The following is a 20270-nucleotide window of genomic DNA, read 5'->3' as shown; positions in this document are numbered from 1 at the left end:
TTGTCGGATGAGTAGGATCAGTTGACCACGACCTTGGGCGTCGACCCTTTCAGGATCAGGCCGTTGTCCGGCGGCGTCACGGTGCCGGCGGGCGCCGGCGAATGCTGCTTGCCACCACGCATCCCGAAATCGTCCTCGTCGTCGTCTTCATCTTCATGATCGTCGCCGTCATCGTGGTGATGTTTCCGGTAGTTCGCACCTTCGAACTCGTCATCCTCGTCGGCGTCCACCGGGTGGACGAGCGTTCCGTTCGCCTGGATATCCCGTGCCGGAGAAACCAGCGCTGAAAGGGGAGCGGCCCACGTTCCGAAGGCCGTGAGCATGGTGCCGGCGGTGAGGGTCGCCAGCAGAAGTCTGCGATGCTTTGTCATGATCTGGTTCCTTGTGTTGGTGGTGGTCAAATGCCGGTCCTGGCTGAACGCTTGCTGCCGGTCGGCACCGATCTGCTTCAGCTTCCCGTCAGCCCTGACGAGGACGACAGGTTCAGCGATGGCCGTGTTCCCGTTCGTGCTCGATCTCGATGATCTGAAGCGTGGCGGGATCGATCTTTGCCTCGAAGCGCTGGCCATTCGCGTCGAGGGCGTGAATCTCGTAACAGCCGTCGTCGATCTTGATGCGCTGCAGCCGCCAGCCGCGGGCTTCCGCCATGGCGCGGACGGCCTCGCGCGGCTGCCAGGTCGCCATCGGAAGGTTGCAGTCGTCCTCGGCCAGTGCCGTGCCTGTCAGAAGCGCGATCATCGTCGCCGTGAGAACCGTTCGCATCGCCATTGTCATTCCTCCATTCCGGATGATTTGAAGATAAAAACCCAAGGCTGACCGTTTCCTGACAATCGGTGCGACGTGGCTTCAGCTTCCCGTAAGGTGGCGGATCGACTAATGCTGACCAAGGAACACCGGGAGAAGCCGATGAGGGTATTGCTGGTCGAAGACGACACCGTGCTGGGCGCCGCCGTCCGCGACCAGATCGCCGGTGACGGACATTCGGTCGATTGGGTGACGCGGCTCGACCGCGCCGGCGATGCGCTGGCGGCTGCGGTCTATGACCTTGTGCTTCTTGACCTGATGCTGCCCGACGGGCGCGGCATTCCTTTTCTCAAGGCGTTGCGTGGCCGGGGTGACGTCACCCCCGTCATCATTCTGACGGCGCTCGACCAGGTGTCGGATCGGATCGATGGGCTGAACGCAGGCGCCGACGACTATCTGGTGAAGCCGTTCGACCTTGACGAACTCTCGGCCCGCATCGGCTCGGTCGCCCGGCGTTATGTCGGCAATCCCAACCCCTTGGTCACGCTCGGACCGCTGGAGGTCGATCTCGCGGCGCGCAGCATCCTCAGCAATGGCCGGCCCGTGGTCCTGACCGCGAGGGAATGGGTGTTGTTCGAGGCATTCCTTCAGCGCCCCGGCCAGTTGCTGTCCAAGGCGCAACTCGAGGAGAGGCTCTATTCCTTCGGCACGGAAATCGACAGCAATGCGATCGAGGTGCATGTCAGCCGCCTGCGCAAGAAACTCGGCGCGCATGTGATCGAAACGGAGCGGGGTCTCGGCTACCGCCTGGGGCGGCTATGAGCTGGCCGCGCTCGCTCCAGGCGCGACTGGCGCTGGTGGTCGGCCTTTCCGTCACCGTCCTCTGGCTCGCCGCCGCCAGCATCACGGCCAACCGTCTCGGGCGGGAGATGGAGGAGGTCTTCGACAAGGAATTGGCAGCGACCGCGCAGCGCATCCTGCCGCTGGCGCTGCGCGACCTTCGTTTCCGCCGCGGTGATCACGGCGATGACGACGACGAGCGGGAGGAGCATGTCGGCCGACTTCGCCCGTATGATGAGGCGGTGACCTATGTCGTGCGAGACGGAAGCGGCCATGTTCTTCTACAGTCGCAGGGCGCGGAAGACGTGAGCTTCCCGGCCTATGAAGCGCCGGGCTTTCGGCAGACGGCGACTCATCGTCTCTATTTCGATGCCGCGCATGACGGGGACGTCACGATTGCCGTGGCGGAACCGCTTGACCATCGCGCCGAGGTGTCGCGCAACATGATGCTCGGCCTTTCCCTGCCGCTGGCTCTGGTCATTCCGATCAGCCTTGCCGCCATAGGATTCGCGACAAGGAGCGGGTTTCGGCCGGTGCGTCGGCTGAAGCAGGCGCTGGAAGCCCGGGGGCGGCAGGACCTTTCGCCCTTGCCTGATACCGGGTTGCCACGCGAGCTCGAACCCGTCACCGGTGCGATCAACCAACTGCTCGATCGGCTGAGGGCGGCCTTCGAGGCGGAGCGTAGCTTCGCGGCCAACGCAGCTCATGAACTGCGCACGCCGGTGGCCGGCGCGATCGCCCAGGCACAGCGCCTGCGGGCGGAAACGCAGGATGCCGCCGCCGCTCGACGCGCTACCGAGATCGAGACGACGCTGAAGCGCCTGATGCGGATGTCGGAAAAGCTGATGCAGCTTGCCCGGGCCGAGGGCAGCCGCTTGCGGCTCGAGGCACCCTCCGACTTGCGGCCCGTCCTCGAACTGATCGTCGCGGATTTCTGCCGTTATGAGGCCGGAGCAGGGCGCATCGATCTCTCGATGCCTCAAGAACCGGTCCTTTCGGATCTGGATCCGGATGCCTTCGGTATCCTGTGCCGGAACCTGATCGAAAACGCCTTGCGTCACGGCAGTTCAGGCTGCCCGGTCCAGGTGAGCCTCGATCGCGATGCCACCCTGGCCGTGAGCAATGACGGCGCCGCCCTGCCGCCGGAGACCATCGAGAAGCTGACGCAGCGTTTCGAGCGGGGAACGCAAAACACGGAAGGCAGCGGGCTTGGCCTTGCCATCGTCAAGGCAATTACCGAGCGGGCCGGAGGCCATCTCGCGATCACGTCGCCGGTGCCTGGAAACGAGGGCGGCGTTCGGGTGACTGTGCTCCTGCCCCGGGTTTCCTCGGGCCAGGCCTGGCGTCTACCGATATCGGCTTCGCCAAAGCGGTGAAAAGGCGGGTGCGTTATTGCGCGTGGGAATCGAAGATGGGCGGGACCTCGATCAAGGGCAGCGCCGTGCCGCCATCGTCGATGATCCTGAAGACGGACTGGAGCATTCCGCTGACGTCCTGGCGCACCATCTCGATGTTGTCGGCGAGCAGCGCGACGAATGGGTCCCAGTCGAAGCAGCCGATGACCGGGGCATCGTCGCTGAAGTGATGCGAGCCCTTGATCCAGCGCATCACGCCTTCCAGCGAGATCGTCGAGTTGACGAACATGCCGCGGGGCAGGGCGCCTTCCCTGTCAGCAAGGGCCTGAAGCGCATTGACCGCCTTTTCCGGCGCATAACCGCAGGCGAGGATATGGCTTTCATCGACGATGACGCCGAGCTCCTCGTGAGCAGCCTTGAAGCCGCGGAGGCGCTCCGACGTGTTGTGATCGGACGCACGGCCGCCGATGAAGAGCAGGGGTGACAGGTCTCCGAAGCGGTCACCGCAATTCAGCAACGTCCTGCGTGTCAATTCCCTGGCGCCGCCGAAGTTGTCGGAGATGATCGATGGCGCTCTCGAACCCGGAAGGTCTAGATTGAGGCTTTTCGCGCCCGCGGCAACGCAGATGTCGGTGATGCGGTCGGGGTTGGTGGCGCCCGTGGAGATCAGCCAATCCACCTGATAGGACAGCATCGTCCGTGCCGCCTCGACCTCGAGTTCCGGGTCGCGGAGCGTGCAGGTGATGATCGGAAACAGGCCGCGTTCGCGGGCCATGATCTCGAAGGTTTCGACGATCGATCCGAAATAGCGGTTGTCGTATTTCGGAACGATCATGCCGATGATCTTGGACTTGTCGCGCCGCAGGAGGCTCGCCTGCATGTTGATCGCATAGCCCTGTTCCTCGGCGATCCGGGTGATCTTTTCCGCGAGCTGGCTGCTGATCCGGCGTTTCTTCCAGTTTCCGTTCAGCACGGCGCTGACGGCGCTCGCTGAGGTGCCCGCCAGTTCGGCGAGGTCATAGATCGTTGTCTTCTTCGTCGGTCGTTGCTGATTCACGTAAATCTCCTCGTGAACCCAACTTGACATCAATGAGCGGAAGTGGCAATTCTTGCTTCATCGATTGAGCAAGCGTGCTCAATCGATGAATTTGGTTGATCGTGGAGGGTCGGCCGGGGAGGCGTTCACGCAGGTTCCATCAACAGTGACGGCGTCGGGCATCCGGCGACGGAGGTGTGCGTGCGCGTCTCGATCGGGATCGAGCGGCTGATGGTCTTCATGCGGACGGGAACTCGGGACGGTGTCTCGACACGGGTTTCATCCACAAACGGAGGAGAAGAATAAAATGAAAGTTCGTTCCACGCTCATGGCAACCGTCGGCCTTGCCGCAATGTTTGCCGGTTCCGCCATGGCTCAGGAAGCGGCCACGGTCGCCTTCCTGATGCCCGACCAGGCTTCGACGCGTTACGAGGAGCATGACTATCCGGGTTTCAAGGCCGAGATGGCGAAGCTCTGCGCTAGCTGCACCGTGATCTACCAGAATGCCAACGCCGACGTGGCCCTGCAGCAGCAGCAGTTCAACTCGGTGATCGCTCAGGGCGCCAAGGTCATCGTCCTCGATCCGGTCGATTCCGCCGCCGCCGCCGCACTTGTCGAAATCGCCCAGTCTCAGGACGTCAAGGTCATCGCCTATGACCGGCCGATCCCGGACAAGGCTGCGGACTATTACGTCTCCTTCGACAACGAAGGGATCGGCCACGCCATTGCCAAGTCGCTTGTCGAACACATGAAGGCGAGCGGCGTTCCGGAGGGATCGGGCGTTCTCCAGATCAACGGCTCCCCGACCGACGCGGCGGCCGGCCTCATCCGCGACGGCATTCATCGTGGCTTGAAGGATTCCGGCTACAAGACGCTTGCTGAGTTCGACACGCCGGAATGGGCGCCGCCGAAGGCGCAGGAATGGGCGGCCGGCCAGATCACCCGCTTCGGTGCGGACATCAAGGGTGTCGTCGCCGCGAACGACGGAACCGGCGGCGGTGCGATCGCTGCCTTCAAGGCGGCCGGCGTCAATCCGGTTCCGCCGGTGACCGGCAACGACGCGACGATCGCGGCCCTGCAGCTGATCATCTCGGGCGACCAGTACAACACGATCTCCAAGCCGTCGGAAATCGTTGCCGCCGCTGCCGCGAACGTGGCCGTGACCTTCCTCAAGGGCGAGACGCCCGAGGCGAAGACGAGCCTCTACAACACCCCCTCGGAACTCTTCGTCCCGGCGGTCGTGACGGCCGAGAACATCAAGGCCGAGATTTTCGACAAGGGCATCCAGAAGCCCGAGGAAATCTGCACCGGCGAATATGCCGAGGGTTGCAAGAAGCTCGGCATTACCCAGTAATCAACCTCCCGAGGTGTCCGGCCGGGGCAATCCCGGCCGGACGAAGTCTTTCCCACTGAAGAGCGTCTCGCCATGGTGACAATCGACAAAGGTCTGCCCCAGAAGGGGACGGCAATCCTGAAGCTATCCAATGTCTCGAAGAATTTCGGCGCGGTGTCGGCCCTGACCGATATCGAGCTCGAGGTGAAGGCCGGAGAGGTCGTCGCCCTCGTCGGTGACAATGGCGCGGGCAAGTCCACCTTGATCAAGATCCTGGCGGGCGTTCACCAGCCGACGTCCGGTCGCATCGAATTTTGCGGCCAGGACGTATCGCTCGACAGCCCGAGCCGGGCGCTCGAGCTCGGCATCGCCACCGTCTTCCAGGACCTAGCGCTGTGCGAAAACCTCGACGTCGTCGCGAACCTGTTTCTCGGGCACGAAATCTCGCCCTGGGGACTCGACGAGGTCGCGATGGAGGTGCGTGCCTGGACACTGCTGCGGGAACTCGCCGCCCGCATCCCGTCGGTGCGCGAACCCATCGCGTCGCTCTCCGGCGGACAGCGCCAGACCGTCGCGATTGCCCGCTCCCTGCTTCTGGACCCGAAGATCATCATGCTCGACGAGCCGACTGCGGCCCTCGGTGTTGCCCAGACGGCGGAAGTCCTGAACCTCATCGAACGGGTGCGCGAGCGCGGTCTCGGCGTCATCATCATCAGTCACAACATGGAGGACGTGCGGGCGGTCGCCGACCGCATCGTCGTCCTGCGCCTCGGCCGGAACAACGGTGTCTTCAGCCCGGACGCTTCGAACCATGAACTCGTCGCCGCCATCACCGGCGCCACGGAAAACGCGGTCTCGCGCCGCATCGGCCGCAAGACCGGCGAACAGGCCACCACCGGCGGGAGCCCCGCATGAGCAACCAGATGTCCAGCAACAACCAAACCCAGCCGGCCCTTGACCGCAGCGATGAACGTGTCCGCCACTCCGACGGACTGGCGGGCATGTTCCGTGCCTTCTTCAACCGGGTCCGGTCCGGTGACCTCGGCATGCTGCCCGTCGCCGTCGGCCTCATCGTCATCTCGACGGTCTTCAGCATCCTGAACCCGATCTTTCTGGCGCCGAACAACCTGGTCAACCTGCTGTTCGACTGTGCGACCGTCGGCATTATTTCACTCGGCATCGTCTGCGTGCTGCTGCTCGGGGAGATCGACCTGTCGGTCGGCTCGATGAGCGGCCTCGCCTCGGCGGTGATCGGGGTGCTCTGGGTCAATTCGGGGATCGCGCTGCCTCTCGCCATCGCTGCCGCACTGGTGACAGGGGCTGCCGTCGGCGCGGTTTATGCCTTGCTCTACAACCGCCTCGGAATGCCGAGCTTCGTCGCCACGCTTGCCGGCCTCCTGGCGCTTCTCGGCATGCAGCTCTACATGCTCGGCTCCACCGGCAGCATCAATCTTCCCTATGCGTCGCCGCTTGTCCGCTTCGGCCAGATCATGGTCATGCCCGACTGGTTCTCCCATCTCGTCGCCTTCATTCCCGGTGCCGTCTTGGTGGTTGTGGGCCTCGTCGTTCGCGCTCGCCGGCGGGCCGTGAACCTGTCGTCCCAACCCTTGAGCAGCCTCGTCGTCAAGGCGGCCGTGCTGACCGTCGCGCTCGAAACGGCCGTCTACTATCTCAACATCGGTCGTGGCGTGCCGTGGATGTTCGGTCTCTTCGTCCTGCTCGTCGTCGTGCTGAACTATGCCTTGACCAAGACCAAATGGGGCCGTTCGATGTTCGCCGTCGGCGGCAATCGCGAAGCCGCCCGCCGCTCGGGCATCAATGTGCGCCGGATCTATGCGAGCGCCTTCGTGCTTTGCTCGACGCTCGCGGCCCTTGGCGGCACGCTGTCGGCCGCCCGCCTTGCCTCGTCGAGCCAGCAGGCCGGAACCGGCGACGTCAATCTCAACGCCATCGCTGCGGCTGTCATCGGCGGTACCAGCCTCTTCGGCGGCCGGGGCAGCGCCTATTCCGCGCTGCTCGGGATCATCGTCATCCAGGCTATTTCGAATGGCCTGACGCTGCTGAACCTCAGCTCATCCCTTCGCTACATGATCACCGGTGCCGTCCTTGCGATTGCCGTAATCGTCGACTCGCTTGCACGCCGGTCACGCGTCAGCCATGGCCGCGCGTGATAGAATAATTGGAGAACAACAATGACGGATCTCATGAAGGGCAAAGTCGCCGCGATCACGGGCGCTGCCTCCGGCATCGGACTGGAATGCGCGCGCACCCTGATTGCCGAGGGCGCGACCGTGGTGCTGATCGACCGCGCCAGGGAGAGGCTCGAGGCGCTGTGCCAGGACCTTGGTGACCGGGCGCGTCCGCTGGTCGTCGATCTTCTCGACGGTGCGGAAGTCTCCGGCATGCTGCCGCGCATCCTCGAAGCCGGCGGTGGCCTCGACATCTTCCACGCCAACGCCGGTGCCTATATCGGCGGTCCGGTGGAGGAGGGCGATCCCGACGCCTGGGACCGGATGCTGAACCTCAACATCAACGCGGCCTTCCGCTCGGTACATGCCGTCCTGCCGCACATGATCGCCCAAAAGTCGGGCGACATCCTGTTCACCAGCTCGATCGCAGGCGTCGTTCCGGTCGTCTGGGAGCCGATCTACACGGCTTCCAAGTTCGCTGTTCAGGCTTTCGTCCATTCGACCCGCCGGCAGATGGCAAAGCATGGCGTTCGGGTCGGTGCAGTGCTTCCCGGTCCCGTGGTCACGGCGCTGCTCGATGACTGGCCGAAGGCCAAGATGGACGAAGCGCTCGCCAATGGCAGCCTGATGCAGCCGAAGGAAGTGGCCGACGCCGTCCTGTTCATGCTGTCGAGGCCGCGCAATGTCACGATCCGCGACCTGGTCATCCTTCCGAACAGCGTCGACCTCTGACGCCCGACTTTCGTTCCGCAATCGCAGTTGCGCCTATCCGATGACAGAGACCAGACCATGAGCCAAGCACACACCATGTCAGCCACAGGAGCGCCGCGCTATGTGATCGGCGTCGATGTCGGGACCGGGAGCGCGCGGGCCGGCCTGTTCGACCTCGCCGGCAGGATGCTCGCGGTCGCCAAGCGCGACATCTCGCTCCATCGCGAGGCAGGCTCGATCGTCGAGCAGTCCAGCACGGAGATCTGGGATGCCGTGTGCGCGATCGTCCGCGAGGTGGTGGGATCGGCTGCCGGCGACCCGGCCGCCGTGATCGGCCTTGGCTTCGACGCGACGTGTTCGCTGGTCGTGCTCGGGGAGGGCGGCGCGCCGCTCGCCGTCGGTCCTTCCGAGGATCCGTCCCGCGACATCATAGTCTGGATGGACCATCGCGCCGTCGGCCAGGCCGAACGGATCAATGCGATCGGCCATGACGTCCTTCGTTATGTGGGCGGCCGTATTTCGCCGGAGATGGAGACGCCGAAACTCCTCTGGCTCAAGGAGAACCGGCCTCAGACCTTTGCCCAGGCCTGGCAGTTCTTCGATCTCGCAGATTTTCTGACCTGGAAGTCGACCGGAGATCTCTCGCGCTCCACCTGCACGGTGACCTGCAAATGGACCTACCTGGCCCATGAAGGCCGGTGGGACCCGAGTTACTTCGGACAGATTGGGCTCAATGAACTCGCTGCAGAAGGGTTCGCCCGTATCGGCACGTCCATCGTCGAACCCGGCACGCGACTGGGGCAGGGGCTGACGGCCGCTGCGGCGGAGGCCATGGGCTTGCGAGCCGGAACCGCGGTGGGTGCGGGCATGATCGACGCCCATGCCGGCGGCATCGGTACCGTCGGTATCGAGGGCCGACCTTCGGAAAACCTTGCCTATGTCTTCGGAACTTCCTCCTGCACCATGACCTCGACCGCCGGGCCGGTCTTCGTGCCGGGCGTATGGGGTCCCTACTACTCCGCCATGGTGCCGGGCATGTGGCTGAACGAGGGCGGACAGAGTGCTGCAGGCGCGGCGATCGACCAACTCCTCGCCTTCCATCCGGCGGCCCAGGAAGCTGCGCGCGTGGCACGGGATCGTGGCCTCTCCCTCCCGGCAATGATGGCGCAGACCGCCGCGGCACGCGTCGAGCGTCTCTCGGACGTCGTCGGATTGGCGGCGGGCCTGCATGTCGTGCCGGAATTCCTCGGCAACCGGGCCCCCTTCGCCGATCCCCATGCCAGGGCTGTGATCGCCGGACTTGGAATGGAGCGGGATTTCGACAGCCTGATTGCCCTCTACATTGCCGGCCTGTGTGGGATCGGCTACGGGCTGCGCCAGATCGTCGAAACCCAGGCGCAGTTCGGCGCCGGCATCGAGCGCGTCGTCATCAGCGGTGGAGCGGGCGCCAGCGATCTCGTGCGCCAGGTGCTTGCGGACACCTGCGGCAAGCCGGTGGTCGCGACCGAGGCCGACGAGCCGGTTCTGCTCGGCTCGGCCATTCTCGGAGCGGTCGCGGGCGGTGCCTTCGCCGACATGCCGTCCGCCATGGCGGCACTCACTTGCGTCGCGAAGACCTTTGAACCTGCGGGTGGGGCAATAGCAGAGGCCCACGCCACGCGTTTCCGACAGTTCCGCGCGCTCCAGGACTGCATGCGATCGGCTTGACCGCCCGGCGGCTTGAGTGCCCGATCGCGCGCCGAAGGTTCACCGCTTGTTATGGATGCCGGCCGATTCGCCTAGCGCCACACGCACGCCCGGGAAGGATTCTAGGATTCCCATCGGGACCGGGTTGGGCTGACAATTGGCGATGAAATGATCCAACAACAACAATGGTTCATTGGATGCACTGGCGGAAGAGGTGGGATTCGAACCCACGGTACGGTTTCCCGCACGCCGGTTTTCAAGACCGGTTCCTTAAACCGCTCGGACACTCTTCCAACCGATTGATTTGATTTCGCTTTCGACTTTTTGTCAATCGCCCAAAGAGGCCGTTTGCAACCGCTTTGCTACCAATTCACTCAGTGAGCGGCTTTGTAGCAGCTTTGATCGCCGCGTCAACTTGTTCAGCCGCACTCGCTTGCATGTCTGGCATCACGTGCGAATAGAGATCCATCGTTATGCCGATCGTCGAGTGACCGAGCCGCTCGCTTGCGATCTTTGGATGCACGCCGGCCGCCAGAAGTTGGGTCGCGTGACTGTGGCGAAGGTCATGGAACCGGATCTGCGGAAGATCGGTCTTCGCGATGAGCCTCGTCCATTCATGTGTGAGGGAAGTCGGCTTTAACGGCTTGCCGTCGATCTGCGCGACCACGAACGATCGACCATCGGGACGGATGCCGAGCTTCAACTGTTCCTCGGCCTGGGCCGTGCGGTGCCGCTTCATCTCGTCGACCACGGTCGAGGACAGGGCGACTGTCCGAGCCTTGCCGGATTTGGGCTCCTTGTAGCGGACTTCCGTTCCTACCTGTTCGGCACTTTGCCGGATCGCCACGCTGCCGGCCTTCAGGTTAACGTTCTCCCAACGCAGCGCAAGGATTTCGCCTCTCCTGAGGCCGCAAAGTGCGGCAAGCAGGGCAGGGATGAACATCCGGCTATCCCGGAGTGCCACCAGCATTTTGGCTGTCTCAGGAGCACCATAAGCGGCTATCTGAGCCCGCTCGATCTTCGGAGGCCGGGTGAGGGCGACGGGATTGCTTGGGATCATCTTCCAGCGGACAGCCTGATCCATCGCCGTCAGCATCACGCGCCTGCAGTGGTGCACCGTCCTAGGCGACAATCCTCCCTTGCCATCGCGCCGGCCGCTCGCCAGCAGCTTCGCCCATGCGTGGTCCAACTTGCTCGCGTCGATCTTGGTCAGCGCGATCGATCCGATAACCGGCGCCACGTTCTTCAACAGCAGTTCCTCGTAACGCTCGTGCGTCTTCGGTGAAACATGCGCCTTCTCATGCTCCAGCCAGCGGACGAAATAGTCCTTCAGGGTGGTCTTTGACGGCTCCACGTATTGGCCGCCGTTGAGCTGCGTGATCAGCCTGGCGCACTCGGTCTGCGCTTCGCGTTTGGTGCCGTGGAATGTGTGCCACTTCCGCCGGCGCCTGCCCGTCTCGGGGTCGGGAACGTCAAGGATGATCGCCCATTTGCCTGGGGAGCGTTCGCGGATATGGCCTTTCATTCCGTTTCCCCGTCCGATTTCCTGTAAGCATACTTCGTCATCTCGCGGTGGTTTTTCGCGCTTTCCGCCCTCAGGTCGCGGATCTTCTGGAGGGACTGTTGCATTTCTTCTAAGACTTGTTCGGCGCGCTTTTTTCCTTCCCCAAGTTCCAAGCGAGAGGTCGCTGTCGAGGCCGCGAATAGGCCGACAAGGATCGAAGACAATTGGTCGACTGCCCCGTTCACTTTTTCGACGCCCGAAGAAAGGTCTGAAATTTCTTCGATTATGGCCTCTCGATTGAGAGTGTCCGACTTGTAGACGGGGCTCGCGATCGTAGTCCAAAAACCGAAGATCTCGTTATCGAGCTCTGACATAGCGTCGGAGGCTTCCGTCGCTGCGTCTGCTAGACCCTCCAATTCCCTTCCCACTATCAATCCGATTTGGCAGAGCCTTCGGACTGCCTCCGCGCGCGTTCCTATGCGGTTTGCAAACCTCCACTCGTCGATAGCCTCAAGCTCCGCCGGAGAGATGAGCATGTGCAATCGCTCGGTCTTCTTTTGTTCGTTGTCTTCCGCCATGTCCGTCCCTTCCGGTTTCGATATGCACCATATGTGCATGTTGAGTTGCAATCAATCCTGAGATGTGAGATGTTGCTTATGCGCTATATGTGCATATGGAGAAACCCGATGACAGTCGACGAAGCACTGAGACGACCGACGATCACTGTTCCCGATGCGGGAGCGCTGTTCTTCGGTCTCAGCAGAAACGCAGCATACGAGGCCGCCAAGCGTGGCGACTTTGAAACCATCAGGGTAGGGGGCCGGATTGTTGTTCCGGTTGCGCCTCTCGCCCAGCGGCTCGGTCTAAAGACCAGCATCGGAAGCGCAGCATGAAGCCGGATCGCACCGAACTCGCAGCGGTCTGGCCACCGACAGCAGCAATTGCAGAGCGGGCCGGTCACAAGCGGAAAAGCCCGATGCGGGCGATCAGGGAGAAATGCCTTGATTGCTGCTGCGGCCAGCAATCCGAGATAAGGGCCTGTGAGAGCGTGAAATGCGTCCTCTGGCCATTCCGTGCAGGGCAACACCCCTACACCTCAGCAAAGCTCGAAAACCCGCTCCACGAAGCGGATTTCCAAGAAAACGGCCCGGCAACCGCGCCAACGGTTCCGAGCCCGGTCCAATCCTCTATCCCCGCAAAAGGATGAAAACATGAACATGCAAACGCATATCACGAATGGGCAGACCCTGCCAATCTCCGAACCGGCCCAAGGTCAGCCGGATCACGAATGGGCGCTCCTGACCGCGATTTACCGTTACAGGGCGGAATGGAACGACTATCTCGCCCGATCGCTCGTCGACGATGCCGCGCCTGATCTTTCCAAGGCCAGCTATAGCGTGTTGCGCACATGGATGACGCCGGCCACCAACTGGCACGAAGCCGAACAGGCGCTGAAGCTGGCATTCGAGGAACAGGAGGCAGGCGACAGCCCCCTGATCGAGCCGATGCTCAAGGCCGTCATCGACTGGATGCAGAACGAACGGTCGCGTGAACGCTTCGCCGTCGTCACGAATGACGAGCCCTCGGACGAACTGGTTCGGATCGGCAAGCTCATTGCCGAGCACCGCCAGACTTTGCTGCTGTGGAGTGACGTCGGACCGTTCGCGGACGAGAGCGACAAGCGATTTGATCCGGCCATGGTCCCCGTCGTCGAACTGCTGGACAAGCGTGAAGCCGAACTTCTGCAGGCGCTGATCAACGAACCTGTGTCGTCGATCGAGGCCATTCAGGCCAAAGGCGCGCACCTCGCCGCCATGCACGAGCGCTCCAGCCTCTCCTATGAGGCTGCTTTCGCCTTTGTCGCCTCCTTCCGCAATCCGAACGTGAGGATCGCCCGATGAACGAGCAGATCCAACTCACCCGCAAGCGGCTTGAAGCCAAGATTGAGGAGTTGATTGCGCTCCTCGACCTCCTCGATGGCGATCCCGACCTCGAAGACAACGGCGACATGGGGCCGTCTCTCGGATCGACGCCCTACCGATGCGAATACGATTTGGAACTGGACCTCTCCGACACCGAAACGGAAAGCTGGGAGAACCCATGCGCCCTCCGTGTCGACGATCCCGAAGAACTTCGGCAGCTCCAGCAACAGGGGTATGTCCATTGACCTCGATCACCATCCCCACCGGCGGCACTACGGGCCACAGTCACGAGCACAGCGCCGCGGTCGAAGAGGCCGCCATCTGGTTCGCCGATCAGAAGGAGCCGCCACGGCCGGCGGTTCCTGTCCTCCGTGACCGGTTCGGTCTTTCAACACTTGAGGCGACGGAAGCACTGGCTATGGCGCAACGCTTTCGGATCGTCAGAAAGGCGTTCGCATGAGGAAATTTGCGACAATTCCCCCTTCGATCTGGCAGACGGATCTGAAGAAGCTTCGCGGTGACATCGAGGCTATCACGATCCACTACTACCTCACGACATGTTCCCTCTCGACCATGATCGGCATTTATCACCTGCCGGTCGTCTTCCTGGCCTATGAGACTGGCCTCGACCCTGAAGGGGCTTCGAAGGGGCTTCGAAGGGTCTGTGAAGCGGGTATAGCGTCCTATGATGAAGGCACCGAGATCGTCTGGGTTCATCAAATGGCCGCAACGCAAGTCGCACCCCGACTGAGTCCCAAGGATAACCGTGTCCCGTCTGTCGCAAAGCAACTTGCGGCCCTGCCTATCTGCCCGATAACATTGGATTTTTACCGAACCTACCGGGATGCATATCACTTCGCCGACCAGCCGAGCCTTGATGAATTCGAAAGGGGCTTCCAAGGGGCTTCCTATACCCTTCGAAGCAAGGAGAAGGAAAAGGACAAGGGGCAGGAGCAGGACCTAGGACAAGGGGAAGGACAAATGGGCTCTGGAGGTAAAAGGGATACGTATACGCACGCGCGAGAAAACGAAGATCAGGAATTTCCGTACGATCCTGCGAAAAGCGTCGAGGAGGGCAAGGCATTTCTCCGACGTCTCGGCTTGCCTGCGAAGTTCACCGATCAGGCTCTGCAGCGCTTGATGAGGGGAAGTCTGTTTCCCTGCGATATCGAAAACTGGAAGAACGAAGCGAGGGAATTGGCATGAAGGAACAGCTCGATCTTTTCGCCTGGGCAGACAGCCGGCCCAAAGCTCAAGTGATCGATCTCCTCCCGGCCCTGTGCCGGAAGGCTGCCTTTGAAGTCATCTACCAGATCCCGGCACCGAAGGACGGGGGCAAAATCCTGCGCCTGGAAAGGACGGCCGCATGACCAACGTCGTCAACTTCCCCGATCGTCGCCGCGTCGAGGTATCCATGTGCACCGAGAAGGAAGCCGGCAAGCCCGTTTTCCTCTTCGAACTCGTCGAAGGGGGAAGCCGGAACGTCATCGCCACCCGGGACAGCTCCCCGGCATGCGCTGAACTGGCCGGCGAGTTGATTGCCGAAGGAACCGACGTCATCTGGGACGCGCCGACCCGCCGTCAGCTTTTCATCGACAGCGGGAGTATTTCATGAGTGAAGACACTGAACTCCTCGTCGGTCACAAGGCGATAGCCCGGTTCCTTGGCGTCACCCCGCGGTTTGTCTCGTGGCACGATGAAACCGGTAACCTACCCACATTCAAGATGGGCAGGTCGGTATGCGCGAGAAAGGCGACAATCCGGCAGTGGTTTGAGGAACGAGAGCAGGAAGCCATCGGTCGGCGAAATGCGGGCTAGACAGTCATTCTGCCAGTCGCAGCAACGCGACCGGCCCCTTGTCGTCTTCGCCCACTCGCTCGTAGATGTATGTTTTAGAGCCCAGCCATCTGAACTTACAACGATTGCCCAAGCTGCAATTGTCGGAAGGCTCACCGGGGCGTTTCACAGCGAAACCACCCTTTGAGAAAAATTGGCTCACAGTCCCAACTAGCCTACCATCCGCTTCACAGAACTCCTGCCCAGCCCTAAGCTTGAGGGTCGTGAGGCTCTTGATGCCAGACACTGGGATGCACCCTGAAGAGTCGAACACGTCCTCCCCGTCCAGGCTGACGGAGATCCCACCCGATGTCGACGGCGCCGGAAGGCCTTGAATAGCCTGTTGGATCAACTGTCGAACCTGGCTTTCAGAAAGGCCGCCAGCACCTGAACCGGCAGGGCCCATAGGACCGACATCACCCTGATATCCGCGCGGCCCTTGAGGACCCGGAGGTCCTTCCGGGCCTGGATCTCCCTTCGGCCCCGGCGGCCCTACGATCCCTGACGGCTTAGACACCGTCTCCAGCTTGGTCCGCAGCTCAGTGATTTCGCGCTGCGCCGCATCGAGTTGATTTTGAAGTCCTGTCGCGTACCAGATGCCACCGGCCAACAACCCGGCCAGCGAAACAATGCCCACAACAGTATCGAGAAGATTTCGTCCCTCAGCCATCAGCGCCCCCGCTATTGCAACGAATACTTGCTAGCATCGGGAAATTGGGGTTGTCGAGATCCTTCAGCGGCAACGGCCTCTCGACAAGCGGCGCAAGGGAACCCAGAACAACGAAAACTGACGGTTGCAAATCTATCCAGCCCGCTCCAATCTGAAGCTGTCGGAGGGAGACGCCATGGGGATCAGGTTCAGGAAGTCATTCAAGGTCGCGCCGGGCATCCGGTTCACCTTGTCGAACAGCGGCGCAAGTGTTCGCGCCGGAACAAGAAACGTCGGGATCTCGAAAGGCTCACGTGGCACTCACGTAGGCGCGAGCATTCCCGGAACAGGGCTTTCGGCACGTGAAAAGATCGGCAAACGGAAGACTTCGAGATCGGGCAGCAGGGGCGGCCTCTTGGCCATTCTCGCAATCACGGGGATCATCATCGTGGTCGCGCTGCTTGCCTAGTCTCCACCTGGCGATAGCCGTCGTTCTCGGTCTGGCCACCCCGGCAGTATCGGCAGAAATTGCAGGGAGGGCGTCCGTGGTCGATGGCGACACGATCGAGATCAGAGGCCAGCGGATCCGCTTTGACGGGATCGATGCGCCGGAAGCCCGCCAGCGCTGCGAAGACGCTTCAGGGAGGCCCTACCGCTGCGGAAAGGTGTCCGCGGATGCCCTCGACGCCTTCCTCGCCAAATCCCGCCCCACGACTTGTCTGATCACCGGAAAAAGCTGGGATAGGCTCGTGGGGGCCTGCCGTCGCGCCGATGGGGTCGACGTAAACCGATGGATGGTCCTGCAGGGCATGGCGATCGATTGGCCGAAGTACAGCCGAGGCAAGTACGCGAGCGACCAGGCGCAAGCCCAGGCGGCCATGAGGGGCTTATGGTCCGGCCGGTTCGAATGGCCCTGCGCCGTCCGCGGCGCGTCCTGCGAGTAACCACAATCGAAGATTGTTCCAAAACCCATAGATTTCTCAGGATCGACTACCGCCGGCCGCCTGCTACGGTTTCCCGGTAGGGGGAACAATCATGATCATCACGAGAATTGCTCTTGCCGCTGTCCTGGCGGTCTGTGTATCCGCATCGGCATATGCTCACGGCGGTGGTTGCCGCAAGAGTTCGCCGCCCGGCCAATGCTGCCATATGGACAACAGCGCCGGGCGTGTTCACTGCCATTAAGGTGGGGGCTTGGTGAGGCTTCCAAGCGGCTCATTTCGGGAGGGTGTTATGAGGGCATACGCGTGTGCACTTGCAATTCTCGCATTCAATCCGAACGTTTCTCTTGCTGAAGGTCGAGGACCGGCCATTACCATCGAAAGCCAAGAGCGGCTGAAGGCAGGTCAGGCGGATCGACCTGGGCCTCCAGATAAGCCGACAAAGGAAGTTCACACGCCGGAGGAACGTCGTCCCACTCCCTCAACTGCCGACATGAGGAAGCTCGATAACGATGCGATACAAGCCGCGAATGAACAGCTCGCCAGCGAAGAACGAATAAATCGCCAAATTGACGCAATAGTGGACGCGGTGAAAGCTCATCCCAGCGAGACTGGACAAATGAAGGCGGAAGAAGCGGCAAGAGCGGTCCTAGACATGAAGGGATGGTGTTCAGCCTGTGAAATGGAGCGGCGCGCGGACGCTGAATATTACACGAAGCTAGTGACTGAGGCCGCGAAGAAGATCCAGGAACAGCGAGATGCAGCGAGTAAAGCTGTAGACGCTCAAAAACAGTAGCCACGACAAAGCCCGAAACCGCCTCAAATTCCGGCCGGCGAATTGGCCTGAGATTTCCGCCTGCTTCTTAAGCCCTGGAATATCCTTGTTTTCAGCGCGTAACGTTGCTATTTTCGTATCTCTGCTAAAGCAAAGTTACAAATGGGGCTGGCTATGCGGGTATTCGGCTATGTGCGCGTGTCCACTCTTGACCAGGCTGCGAACGGCGACAGCCTTGAAACCCAGAAGGCGAAGATCGCCGGCTATGCCATGATGCAGGGCTGGGAGGAGCCTCAAATCTTCGTCGAGGCTGGGGTGAGTGGTTCGGTACCCCTCGCCGATCGGCCACAGGGAAAAGCCCTCCTGGAGGCCTCTGGCAAGGGAGACGTGATCATCACTCCCAAGCTAGACCGAATGTTCCGCAACGCTGCCGACGCCCTCACCACCCTTGAGGAGCTGAAAGAGCAAGGAACCGGGCTTGTGATGATCGATCTCGGGGGTGACGTGACCAGCAACGGGATCTCCAAACTGGTCTTCACCATCCTGTCGGCCGTGGCAGAAAATGAGCGCGATCGGATACGGGAACGCATCCGGGAGGTGAAACGTCATCTGGCCTCCCAGGGCATCTACGGCGGCGGCAAGGTCCCATTCGGCTATGACGTCCTCGACAAGCAGCTCGTCGAGAACCCTGAACAGCAGAAGACCCTCAAGGCAATGATCGCAGCGAGGGCCAACGGTGACAGCTTCCGGGCCATCGGCGAAGCCCATGGGATGCAGGCCATGACTGTCAAGCGTATCCTTGACCGTCACATTGAGAAGCCCGTAAAAAGCTGAATGAAAGCAGCCATCCCTCCTCTCGTGTAACGTTGCGTAACGTTGTTCAACGTGGTTCCCCGTTGACGCTGTAACCTGCATTGAACGACCAACGAAACCCGGTCATCTGTCGGGTTATGGATACGTTCAAGACCCCCATTGCAGGCAATTCGACCCGTAATCGCTCGGCTATCTCCAATGGTTCGTGGCTGCTGGAAGGCGTCGACCATCGGAGCGCGCTCGGCCGTCGATACCGTGACCTCTGCATGAACATGGCCGATGACATGGGCGGGGCTTCGATCCTGTCCGAACCTCAGAAGGCCATGATCCGGCAACTGGCGGCCGTCATGGTCGAATGCGAGAAGCTGCAAAGCGCGATCGTCAAGGGCGAGGACGTTGATCATGAGGTCTTGGTCCGGCTGACGAACCTTCACGCTCGCCTTGCCCGGGACCTCAAGGTCAAGACCAAGGCCAAGCCGAAGCGCACCCTTCAGGACCATCTGAGGGAGCGCGCCTGATGAACATCCTGCAGGCTTGCGAGGATCCCGAACTGTTCGGCCCCTGGTTCAAGGACCCGGAGACGTATCAGGCATGGTTCGCATTCCTTGCGGCCCTCTTCGGCCTGCCGATGACCGAAGAGCAGGTAGAGATCTATCGTCGTCACACCGGACGTGAGGAGCTTCCTGGAGAGCCTTCTGAAGAGGCGTGGCTGATCATTGGCCGTCGAGGCGGCAAGTCGTTCGTGATGGCGCTTGTCGCCGTGTTCCTCGCCTGCTTCCGCGATTATCGACCGTTCCTTGCACCTGGCGAAGTGGGCACCGTCATGGTCATCGCGGCCGACCGGAGGCAGGCGAGGACTATCATCAAGTATGCCAAGGCTTTGCTGACCGGCATCCCGATGCTTTCCGACATGGTGCTTGCCGAGCGGGCCGAAGGTGTCGACCTGGATAACAACGTTGCTATCGAGGTTGGAACGGCATCGTTCCGAACGACCCGAGGATACACCTACGTCGCCGTTCTCTGCGACGAAATCGCCTTCTGGCCTTCCGAAGACAGCGCCGAACCTGATTTCGAGATCCTGGACGCCATCCGACCGGGCATGGCCACCATTCCGAACGCGATGCTGTTGTGTGCTTCCTCGCCGCATGCACGCCGCGGCGCCCTCTGGGAGGCTTACCGGCAGTATTGGGGGCAGAACGGGCCGATCATGGTCTGGAAGGCGGCAACGCGGGAAATGAACCCCACGGTGCGCCAATCGGTCATTGATCGCGCGACCGAGAGGGATGAGGCCAAGGCATCGGCCGAATATGGGGCAGAGTTCCGCCGCGATATCGAAGCTTTCGTCAGCAGAGAGGTCGTGGAAGGCGTTGTAATGCGAGGCGTCACGCTCCTGCCCTGGGACCATCGGCAGAAGTACTTCGCATTCGTGGACCCCTCAGGCGGCTCCAATGACAGCTTCACGCTCGCCATCGCACACCAGGAAGGACCGACGGTCATTCTGGACCTTCTGCTCGAAAAGAAACCGCCCTTCAGTCCTGAGCAGACGATCGACGAGTTCTGCAAGGTGATCCGGGCCTACGGCATTCGCGAAGTCATGGGCGACCGATACGGCGGCGAGTTCCCGCGCGAGCATTTCCGCAATCGCGGGGTGGCCTACAAGATCGCCGACAAGGTGCGATCGGATCTCTATCGGGATCTGCTGCCCCTCATGAACAGCGGGCAGATCAGGCTGCTCGATCACCTGCAACTCCAGAACCAACTGATCAGCCTCGAGCGCCGTGTCTATCGCGGCGGCAAGGAAACTATCGACCATGCGCCCGGCGGCCATGATGACCTGGCGAATGCCGTGGCCGGCGTGGCGACCTGCATCGCATTTGTGAGACGCGCGCCGGTTGCCGCATCCGGCGCAACCCGTAGGAACTGAGAAAGGACCACG

The 20270-nt window shown here is 61.7% G+C and carries 26 protein-coding genes and 1 tRNA gene; 20 read left to right on the top strand and 7 right to left on the bottom strand.

Going from position 1 to position 20270, the window contains the following annotated elements:
- Positions 1 to 17: 17 nt before the first annotated feature.
- A complete protein-coding gene (locus tag HHL25_RS05565) occupies positions 18 to 371 on the bottom strand; it encodes a hypothetical protein (RefSeq protein ID WP_169588042.1) in 354 nt (117 codons plus the stop codon).
- 112 nt (positions 372 to 483) lie between these two features.
- Positions 484 to 768 (bottom strand): PepSY domain-containing protein, encoded by a 285-nt coding sequence (locus tag HHL25_RS05560; protein ID WP_246701693.1) that lies wholly within the window; start codon positions 766 to 768, stop codon positions 484 to 486.
- Positions 769 to 906: 138 nt separating this feature from the next.
- On the opposite strand from HHL25_RS05560, the gene HHL25_RS05555 reads away from it, so the two are divergent.
- Both HHL25_RS05555 and HHL25_RS05550 read left to right on the top strand, forming a co-directional pair.
- Positions 907 to 1566, top strand: coding sequence for a response regulator transcription factor (locus HHL25_RS05555; RefSeq protein ID WP_169589600.1), 660 nt, complete (start codon positions 907 to 909; stop codon positions 1564 to 1566).
- Positions 1563 to 2960: a sensor histidine kinase gene (locus HHL25_RS05550; protein WP_169588040.1), complete on the top strand. Its 1398-nt coding sequence runs from the start codon at positions 1563 to 1565 to the stop codon at positions 2958 to 2960. The genes HHL25_RS05555 and HHL25_RS05550 overlap by 4 nt, the downstream gene beginning before the upstream one ends.
- 13 nt (positions 2961 to 2973) lie before the next feature.
- On the opposite strand, the gene HHL25_RS05545 is transcribed toward HHL25_RS05550, so the two are convergent.
- Positions 2974 to 3996 (bottom strand): LacI family DNA-binding transcriptional regulator, encoded by a 1023-nt coding sequence (locus HHL25_RS05545; RefSeq protein ID WP_169588038.1) that lies wholly within the window; start codon positions 3994 to 3996, stop codon positions 2974 to 2976.
- A gap of 286 nt (positions 3997 to 4282) precedes the next feature.
- On the opposite strand from HHL25_RS05545, the gene HHL25_RS05540 reads away from it, so the two are divergent.
- From HHL25_RS05540 to HHL25_RS05520, 5 genes are all read left to right on the top strand, one after another.
- The gene (locus tag HHL25_RS05540; protein ID WP_169588036.1) at positions 4283 to 5329 is read left to right on the top strand and encodes an ABC transporter substrate-binding protein; all 1047 of its coding nucleotides are present in this window, start codon (positions 4283 to 4285) and stop codon (positions 5327 to 5329) included.
- Positions 5330 to 5401: 72 nt separating this feature from the next.
- Complete coding sequence (locus HHL25_RS05535) at positions 5402 to 6223, top strand: ATP-binding cassette domain-containing protein (protein WP_169588034.1); 822 nt, start codon at positions 5402 to 5404, stop codon at positions 6221 to 6223.
- Positions 6220 to 7479: a sugar ABC transporter permease gene (locus HHL25_RS05530; RefSeq protein WP_205927719.1), complete on the top strand. Its 1260-nt coding sequence runs from the start codon at positions 6220 to 6222 to the stop codon at positions 7477 to 7479. Before HHL25_RS05535 ends, HHL25_RS05530 begins: the two co-directional genes overlap by 4 nt.
- Positions 7480 to 7500: 21 nt before the next feature.
- Positions 7501 to 8229 carry an SDR family oxidoreductase gene (locus HHL25_RS05525; RefSeq protein ID WP_169588032.1) on the top strand — a complete coding sequence of 243 codons (729 nt, stop codon included), beginning with the start codon at positions 7501 to 7503 and terminating at the stop codon, positions 8227 to 8229.
- Between the two features lie 57 nt (positions 8230 to 8286).
- Complete coding sequence (locus tag HHL25_RS05520; RefSeq protein WP_246701692.1) at positions 8287 to 9915, top strand: FGGY-family carbohydrate kinase; 1629 nt, start codon at positions 8287 to 8289, stop codon at positions 9913 to 9915.
- Positions 9916 to 10097: 182 nt separating this feature from the next.
- Here HHL25_RS05520 and HHL25_RS05515 read toward each other — a convergent pair.
- From HHL25_RS05515 to HHL25_RS05505, 3 genes are all read right to left on the bottom strand, one after another.
- Positions 10098 to 10187, bottom strand: a tRNA-Ser gene (locus HHL25_RS05515).
- 77 nt (positions 10188 to 10264) lie between these two features.
- Positions 10265 to 11419, bottom strand: a complete 1155-nt coding sequence (locus tag HHL25_RS05510) for a tyrosine-type recombinase/integrase (protein ID WP_169588031.1) — start codon at positions 11417 to 11419, stop codon at positions 10265 to 10267.
- Positions 11416 to 11976, bottom strand: coding sequence for a hypothetical protein (locus HHL25_RS05505; protein WP_169586023.1), 561 nt, complete (start codon positions 11974 to 11976; stop codon positions 11416 to 11418). The genes HHL25_RS05510 and HHL25_RS05505 overlap by 4 nt, the downstream gene beginning before the upstream one ends.
- A 108-nt stretch (positions 11977 to 12084) precedes the next feature.
- Between HHL25_RS05505 and HHL25_RS05500 the strand changes: the two genes are divergently transcribed.
- The 7 genes from HHL25_RS05500 to HHL25_RS05470 all read left to right on the top strand — a co-directional run bounded on the left by HHL25_RS05500 (position 12085) and on the right by HHL25_RS05470 (position 14935).
- Complete coding sequence (locus tag HHL25_RS05500; protein WP_169588028.1) at positions 12085 to 12291, top strand: DNA-binding protein; 207 nt, start codon at positions 12085 to 12087, stop codon at positions 12289 to 12291.
- 318 nt (positions 12292 to 12609) lie between these two features.
- Positions 12610 to 13299 (top strand): hypothetical protein, encoded by a 690-nt coding sequence (locus HHL25_RS05495; RefSeq protein WP_169588026.1) that lies wholly within the window; start codon positions 12610 to 12612, stop codon positions 13297 to 13299.
- Positions 13296 to 13565, top strand: a complete 270-nt coding sequence (locus tag HHL25_RS05490) for a hypothetical protein (RefSeq protein ID WP_169588024.1) — start codon at positions 13296 to 13298, stop codon at positions 13563 to 13565. Before HHL25_RS05495 ends, HHL25_RS05490 begins: the two co-directional genes overlap by 4 nt.
- Entirely contained in the window at positions 13562 to 13780 is a 219-nt protein-coding gene (locus tag HHL25_RS05485; protein WP_205927718.1) for a hypothetical protein, read from the top strand. The genes HHL25_RS05490 and HHL25_RS05485 overlap by 4 nt, the downstream gene beginning before the upstream one ends.
- On the top strand, positions 13777 to 14526 hold the full coding sequence (locus HHL25_RS05480; RefSeq protein WP_169588022.1) for a hypothetical protein: 750 nt from the start codon (positions 13777 to 13779) through the stop codon (positions 14524 to 14526). Before HHL25_RS05485 ends, HHL25_RS05480 begins: the two co-directional genes overlap by 4 nt.
- Positions 14523 to 14690 (top strand): hypothetical protein, encoded by a 168-nt coding sequence (locus HHL25_RS05475; protein ID WP_169588020.1) that lies wholly within the window; start codon positions 14523 to 14525, stop codon positions 14688 to 14690. Before HHL25_RS05480 ends, HHL25_RS05475 begins: the two co-directional genes overlap by 4 nt.
- On the top strand, positions 14687 to 14935 hold the full coding sequence (locus HHL25_RS05470; RefSeq protein WP_169588018.1) for a hypothetical protein: 249 nt from the start codon (positions 14687 to 14689) through the stop codon (positions 14933 to 14935). The genes HHL25_RS05475 and HHL25_RS05470 overlap by 4 nt, the downstream gene beginning before the upstream one ends.
- A gap of 207 nt (positions 14936 to 15142) precedes the next feature.
- Here the strand turns inward: HHL25_RS05470 and HHL25_RS05465 are convergent, their stop codons facing one another.
- A complete protein-coding gene (locus tag HHL25_RS05465) occupies positions 15143 to 15826 on the bottom strand; it encodes a hypothetical protein (protein WP_169586022.1) in 684 nt (227 codons plus the stop codon).
- A 175-nt stretch (positions 15827 to 16001) separates the two neighbouring features.
- Here HHL25_RS05465 and HHL25_RS05460 point away from each other — a divergent pair, with 175 nt between their 5' ends.
- The 6 genes from HHL25_RS05460 (at position 16002) to HHL25_RS05435 (ending at position 20258) form a co-directional block, all read left to right on the top strand.
- Positions 16002 to 16274 (top strand): DUF4236 domain-containing protein, encoded by a 273-nt coding sequence (locus HHL25_RS05460; RefSeq protein WP_169588016.1) that lies wholly within the window; start codon positions 16002 to 16004, stop codon positions 16272 to 16274.
- 7 nt (positions 16275 to 16281) lie between these two features.
- A complete protein-coding gene (locus HHL25_RS05455) occupies positions 16282 to 16749 on the top strand; it encodes a thermonuclease family protein (protein WP_449314259.1) in 468 nt (155 codons plus the stop codon).
- 289 nt (positions 16750 to 17038) lie between these two features.
- Positions 17039 to 17542, top strand: coding sequence for a hypothetical protein (locus HHL25_RS05450; RefSeq protein WP_169588012.1), 504 nt, complete (start codon positions 17039 to 17041; stop codon positions 17540 to 17542).
- Positions 17543 to 17695: 153 nt separating this feature from the next.
- Positions 17696 to 18355 carry a recombinase family protein gene (locus HHL25_RS05445; protein WP_169588010.1) on the top strand — a complete coding sequence of 220 codons (660 nt, stop codon included), beginning with the start codon at positions 17696 to 17698 and terminating at the stop codon, positions 18353 to 18355.
- Positions 18356 to 18471: 116 nt separating this feature from the next.
- The gene (locus tag HHL25_RS05440) at positions 18472 to 18852 is read left to right on the top strand and encodes a hypothetical protein (protein ID WP_169588008.1); all 381 of its coding nucleotides are present in this window, start codon (positions 18472 to 18474) and stop codon (positions 18850 to 18852) included.
- A gap of 110 nt (positions 18853 to 18962) precedes the next feature.
- Positions 18963 to 20258 (top strand): hypothetical protein, encoded by a 1296-nt coding sequence (locus HHL25_RS05435; RefSeq protein ID WP_315853028.1) that lies wholly within the window; start codon positions 18963 to 18965, stop codon positions 20256 to 20258.
- Positions 20259 to 20270 lie beyond the last annotated feature (12 nt).

Source organism: Rhizobium terricola, assembly GCF_012927355.1.
Taxonomy (GTDB): domain Bacteria; phylum Pseudomonadota; class Alphaproteobacteria; order Rhizobiales; family Rhizobiaceae; genus Allorhizobium; species Allorhizobium terricola.
This window is presented reverse-complemented; position numbering and strand designations above follow the sequence as displayed.

Coding starts and splice junctions, on each gene's coding strand:
- HHL25_RS05565 (WP_169588042.1), bottom strand. CDS start 371: ATGACAAAGCATCGCAGACTTCTGCTGGCGACCCTCACCGCCGGCACC.
- HHL25_RS05560 (WP_246701693.1), bottom strand. CDS start 768: ATGGCGATGCGAACGGTTCTCACGGCGACGATGATCGCGCTTCTGACA.
- HHL25_RS05555 (WP_169589600.1), top strand. CDS start 907: ATGAGGGTATTGCTGGTCGAAGACGACACCGTGCTGGGCGCCGCCGTC.
- HHL25_RS05550 (WP_169588040.1), top strand. CDS start 1,563: ATGAGCTGGCCGCGCTCGCTCCAGGCGCGACTGGCGCTGGTGGTCGGC.
- HHL25_RS05540 (WP_169588036.1), top strand. CDS start 4,283: ATGAAAGTTCGTTCCACGCTCATGGCAACCGTCGGCCTTGCCGCAATG.
- HHL25_RS05535 (WP_169588034.1), top strand. CDS start 5,402: ATGGTGACAATCGACAAAGGTCTGCCCCAGAAGGGGACGGCAATCCTG.
- HHL25_RS05530 (WP_205927719.1), top strand. CDS start 6,220: ATGAGCAACCAGATGTCCAGCAACAACCAAACCCAGCCGGCCCTTGAC.
- HHL25_RS05525 (WP_169588032.1), top strand. CDS start 7,501: ATGACGGATCTCATGAAGGGCAAAGTCGCCGCGATCACGGGCGCTGCC.
- HHL25_RS05520 (WP_246701692.1), top strand. CDS start 8,287: ATGAGCCAAGCACACACCATGTCAGCCACAGGAGCGCCGCGCTATGTG.
- HHL25_RS05510 (WP_169588031.1), bottom strand. CDS start 11,419: ATGAAAGGCCATATCCGCGAACGCTCCCCAGGCAAATGGGCGATCATC.
- HHL25_RS05505 (WP_169586023.1), bottom strand. CDS start 11,976: ATGGCGGAAGACAACGAACAAAAGAAGACCGAGCGATTGCACATGCTC.
- HHL25_RS05500 (WP_169588028.1), top strand. CDS start 12,085: ATGACAGTCGACGAAGCACTGAGACGACCGACGATCACTGTTCCCGAT.
- HHL25_RS05495 (WP_169588026.1), top strand. CDS start 12,610: ATGAACATGCAAACGCATATCACGAATGGGCAGACCCTGCCAATCTCC.
- HHL25_RS05490 (WP_169588024.1), top strand. CDS start 13,296: ATGAACGAGCAGATCCAACTCACCCGCAAGCGGCTTGAAGCCAAGATT.
- HHL25_RS05480 (WP_169588022.1), top strand. CDS start 13,777: ATGAGGAAATTTGCGACAATTCCCCCTTCGATCTGGCAGACGGATCTG.
- HHL25_RS05475 (WP_169588020.1), top strand. CDS start 14,523: ATGAAGGAACAGCTCGATCTTTTCGCCTGGGCAGACAGCCGGCCCAAA.
- HHL25_RS05470 (WP_169588018.1), top strand. CDS start 14,687: ATGACCAACGTCGTCAACTTCCCCGATCGTCGCCGCGTCGAGGTATCC.
- HHL25_RS05465 (WP_169586022.1), bottom strand. CDS start 15,826: ATGGCTGAGGGACGAAATCTTCTCGATACTGTTGTGGGCATTGTTTCG.
- HHL25_RS05460 (WP_169588016.1), top strand. CDS start 16,002: ATGGGGATCAGGTTCAGGAAGTCATTCAAGGTCGCGCCGGGCATCCGG.
- HHL25_RS05450 (WP_169588012.1), top strand. CDS start 17,039: ATGAGGGCATACGCGTGTGCACTTGCAATTCTCGCATTCAATCCGAAC.
- HHL25_RS05445 (WP_169588010.1), top strand. CDS start 17,696: ATGCGGGTATTCGGCTATGTGCGCGTGTCCACTCTTGACCAGGCTGCG.
- HHL25_RS05440 (WP_169588008.1), top strand. CDS start 18,472: ATGGATACGTTCAAGACCCCCATTGCAGGCAATTCGACCCGTAATCGC.
- HHL25_RS05435 (WP_315853028.1), top strand. CDS start 18,963: ATGACCGAAGAGCAGGTAGAGATCTATCGTCGTCACACCGGACGTGAG.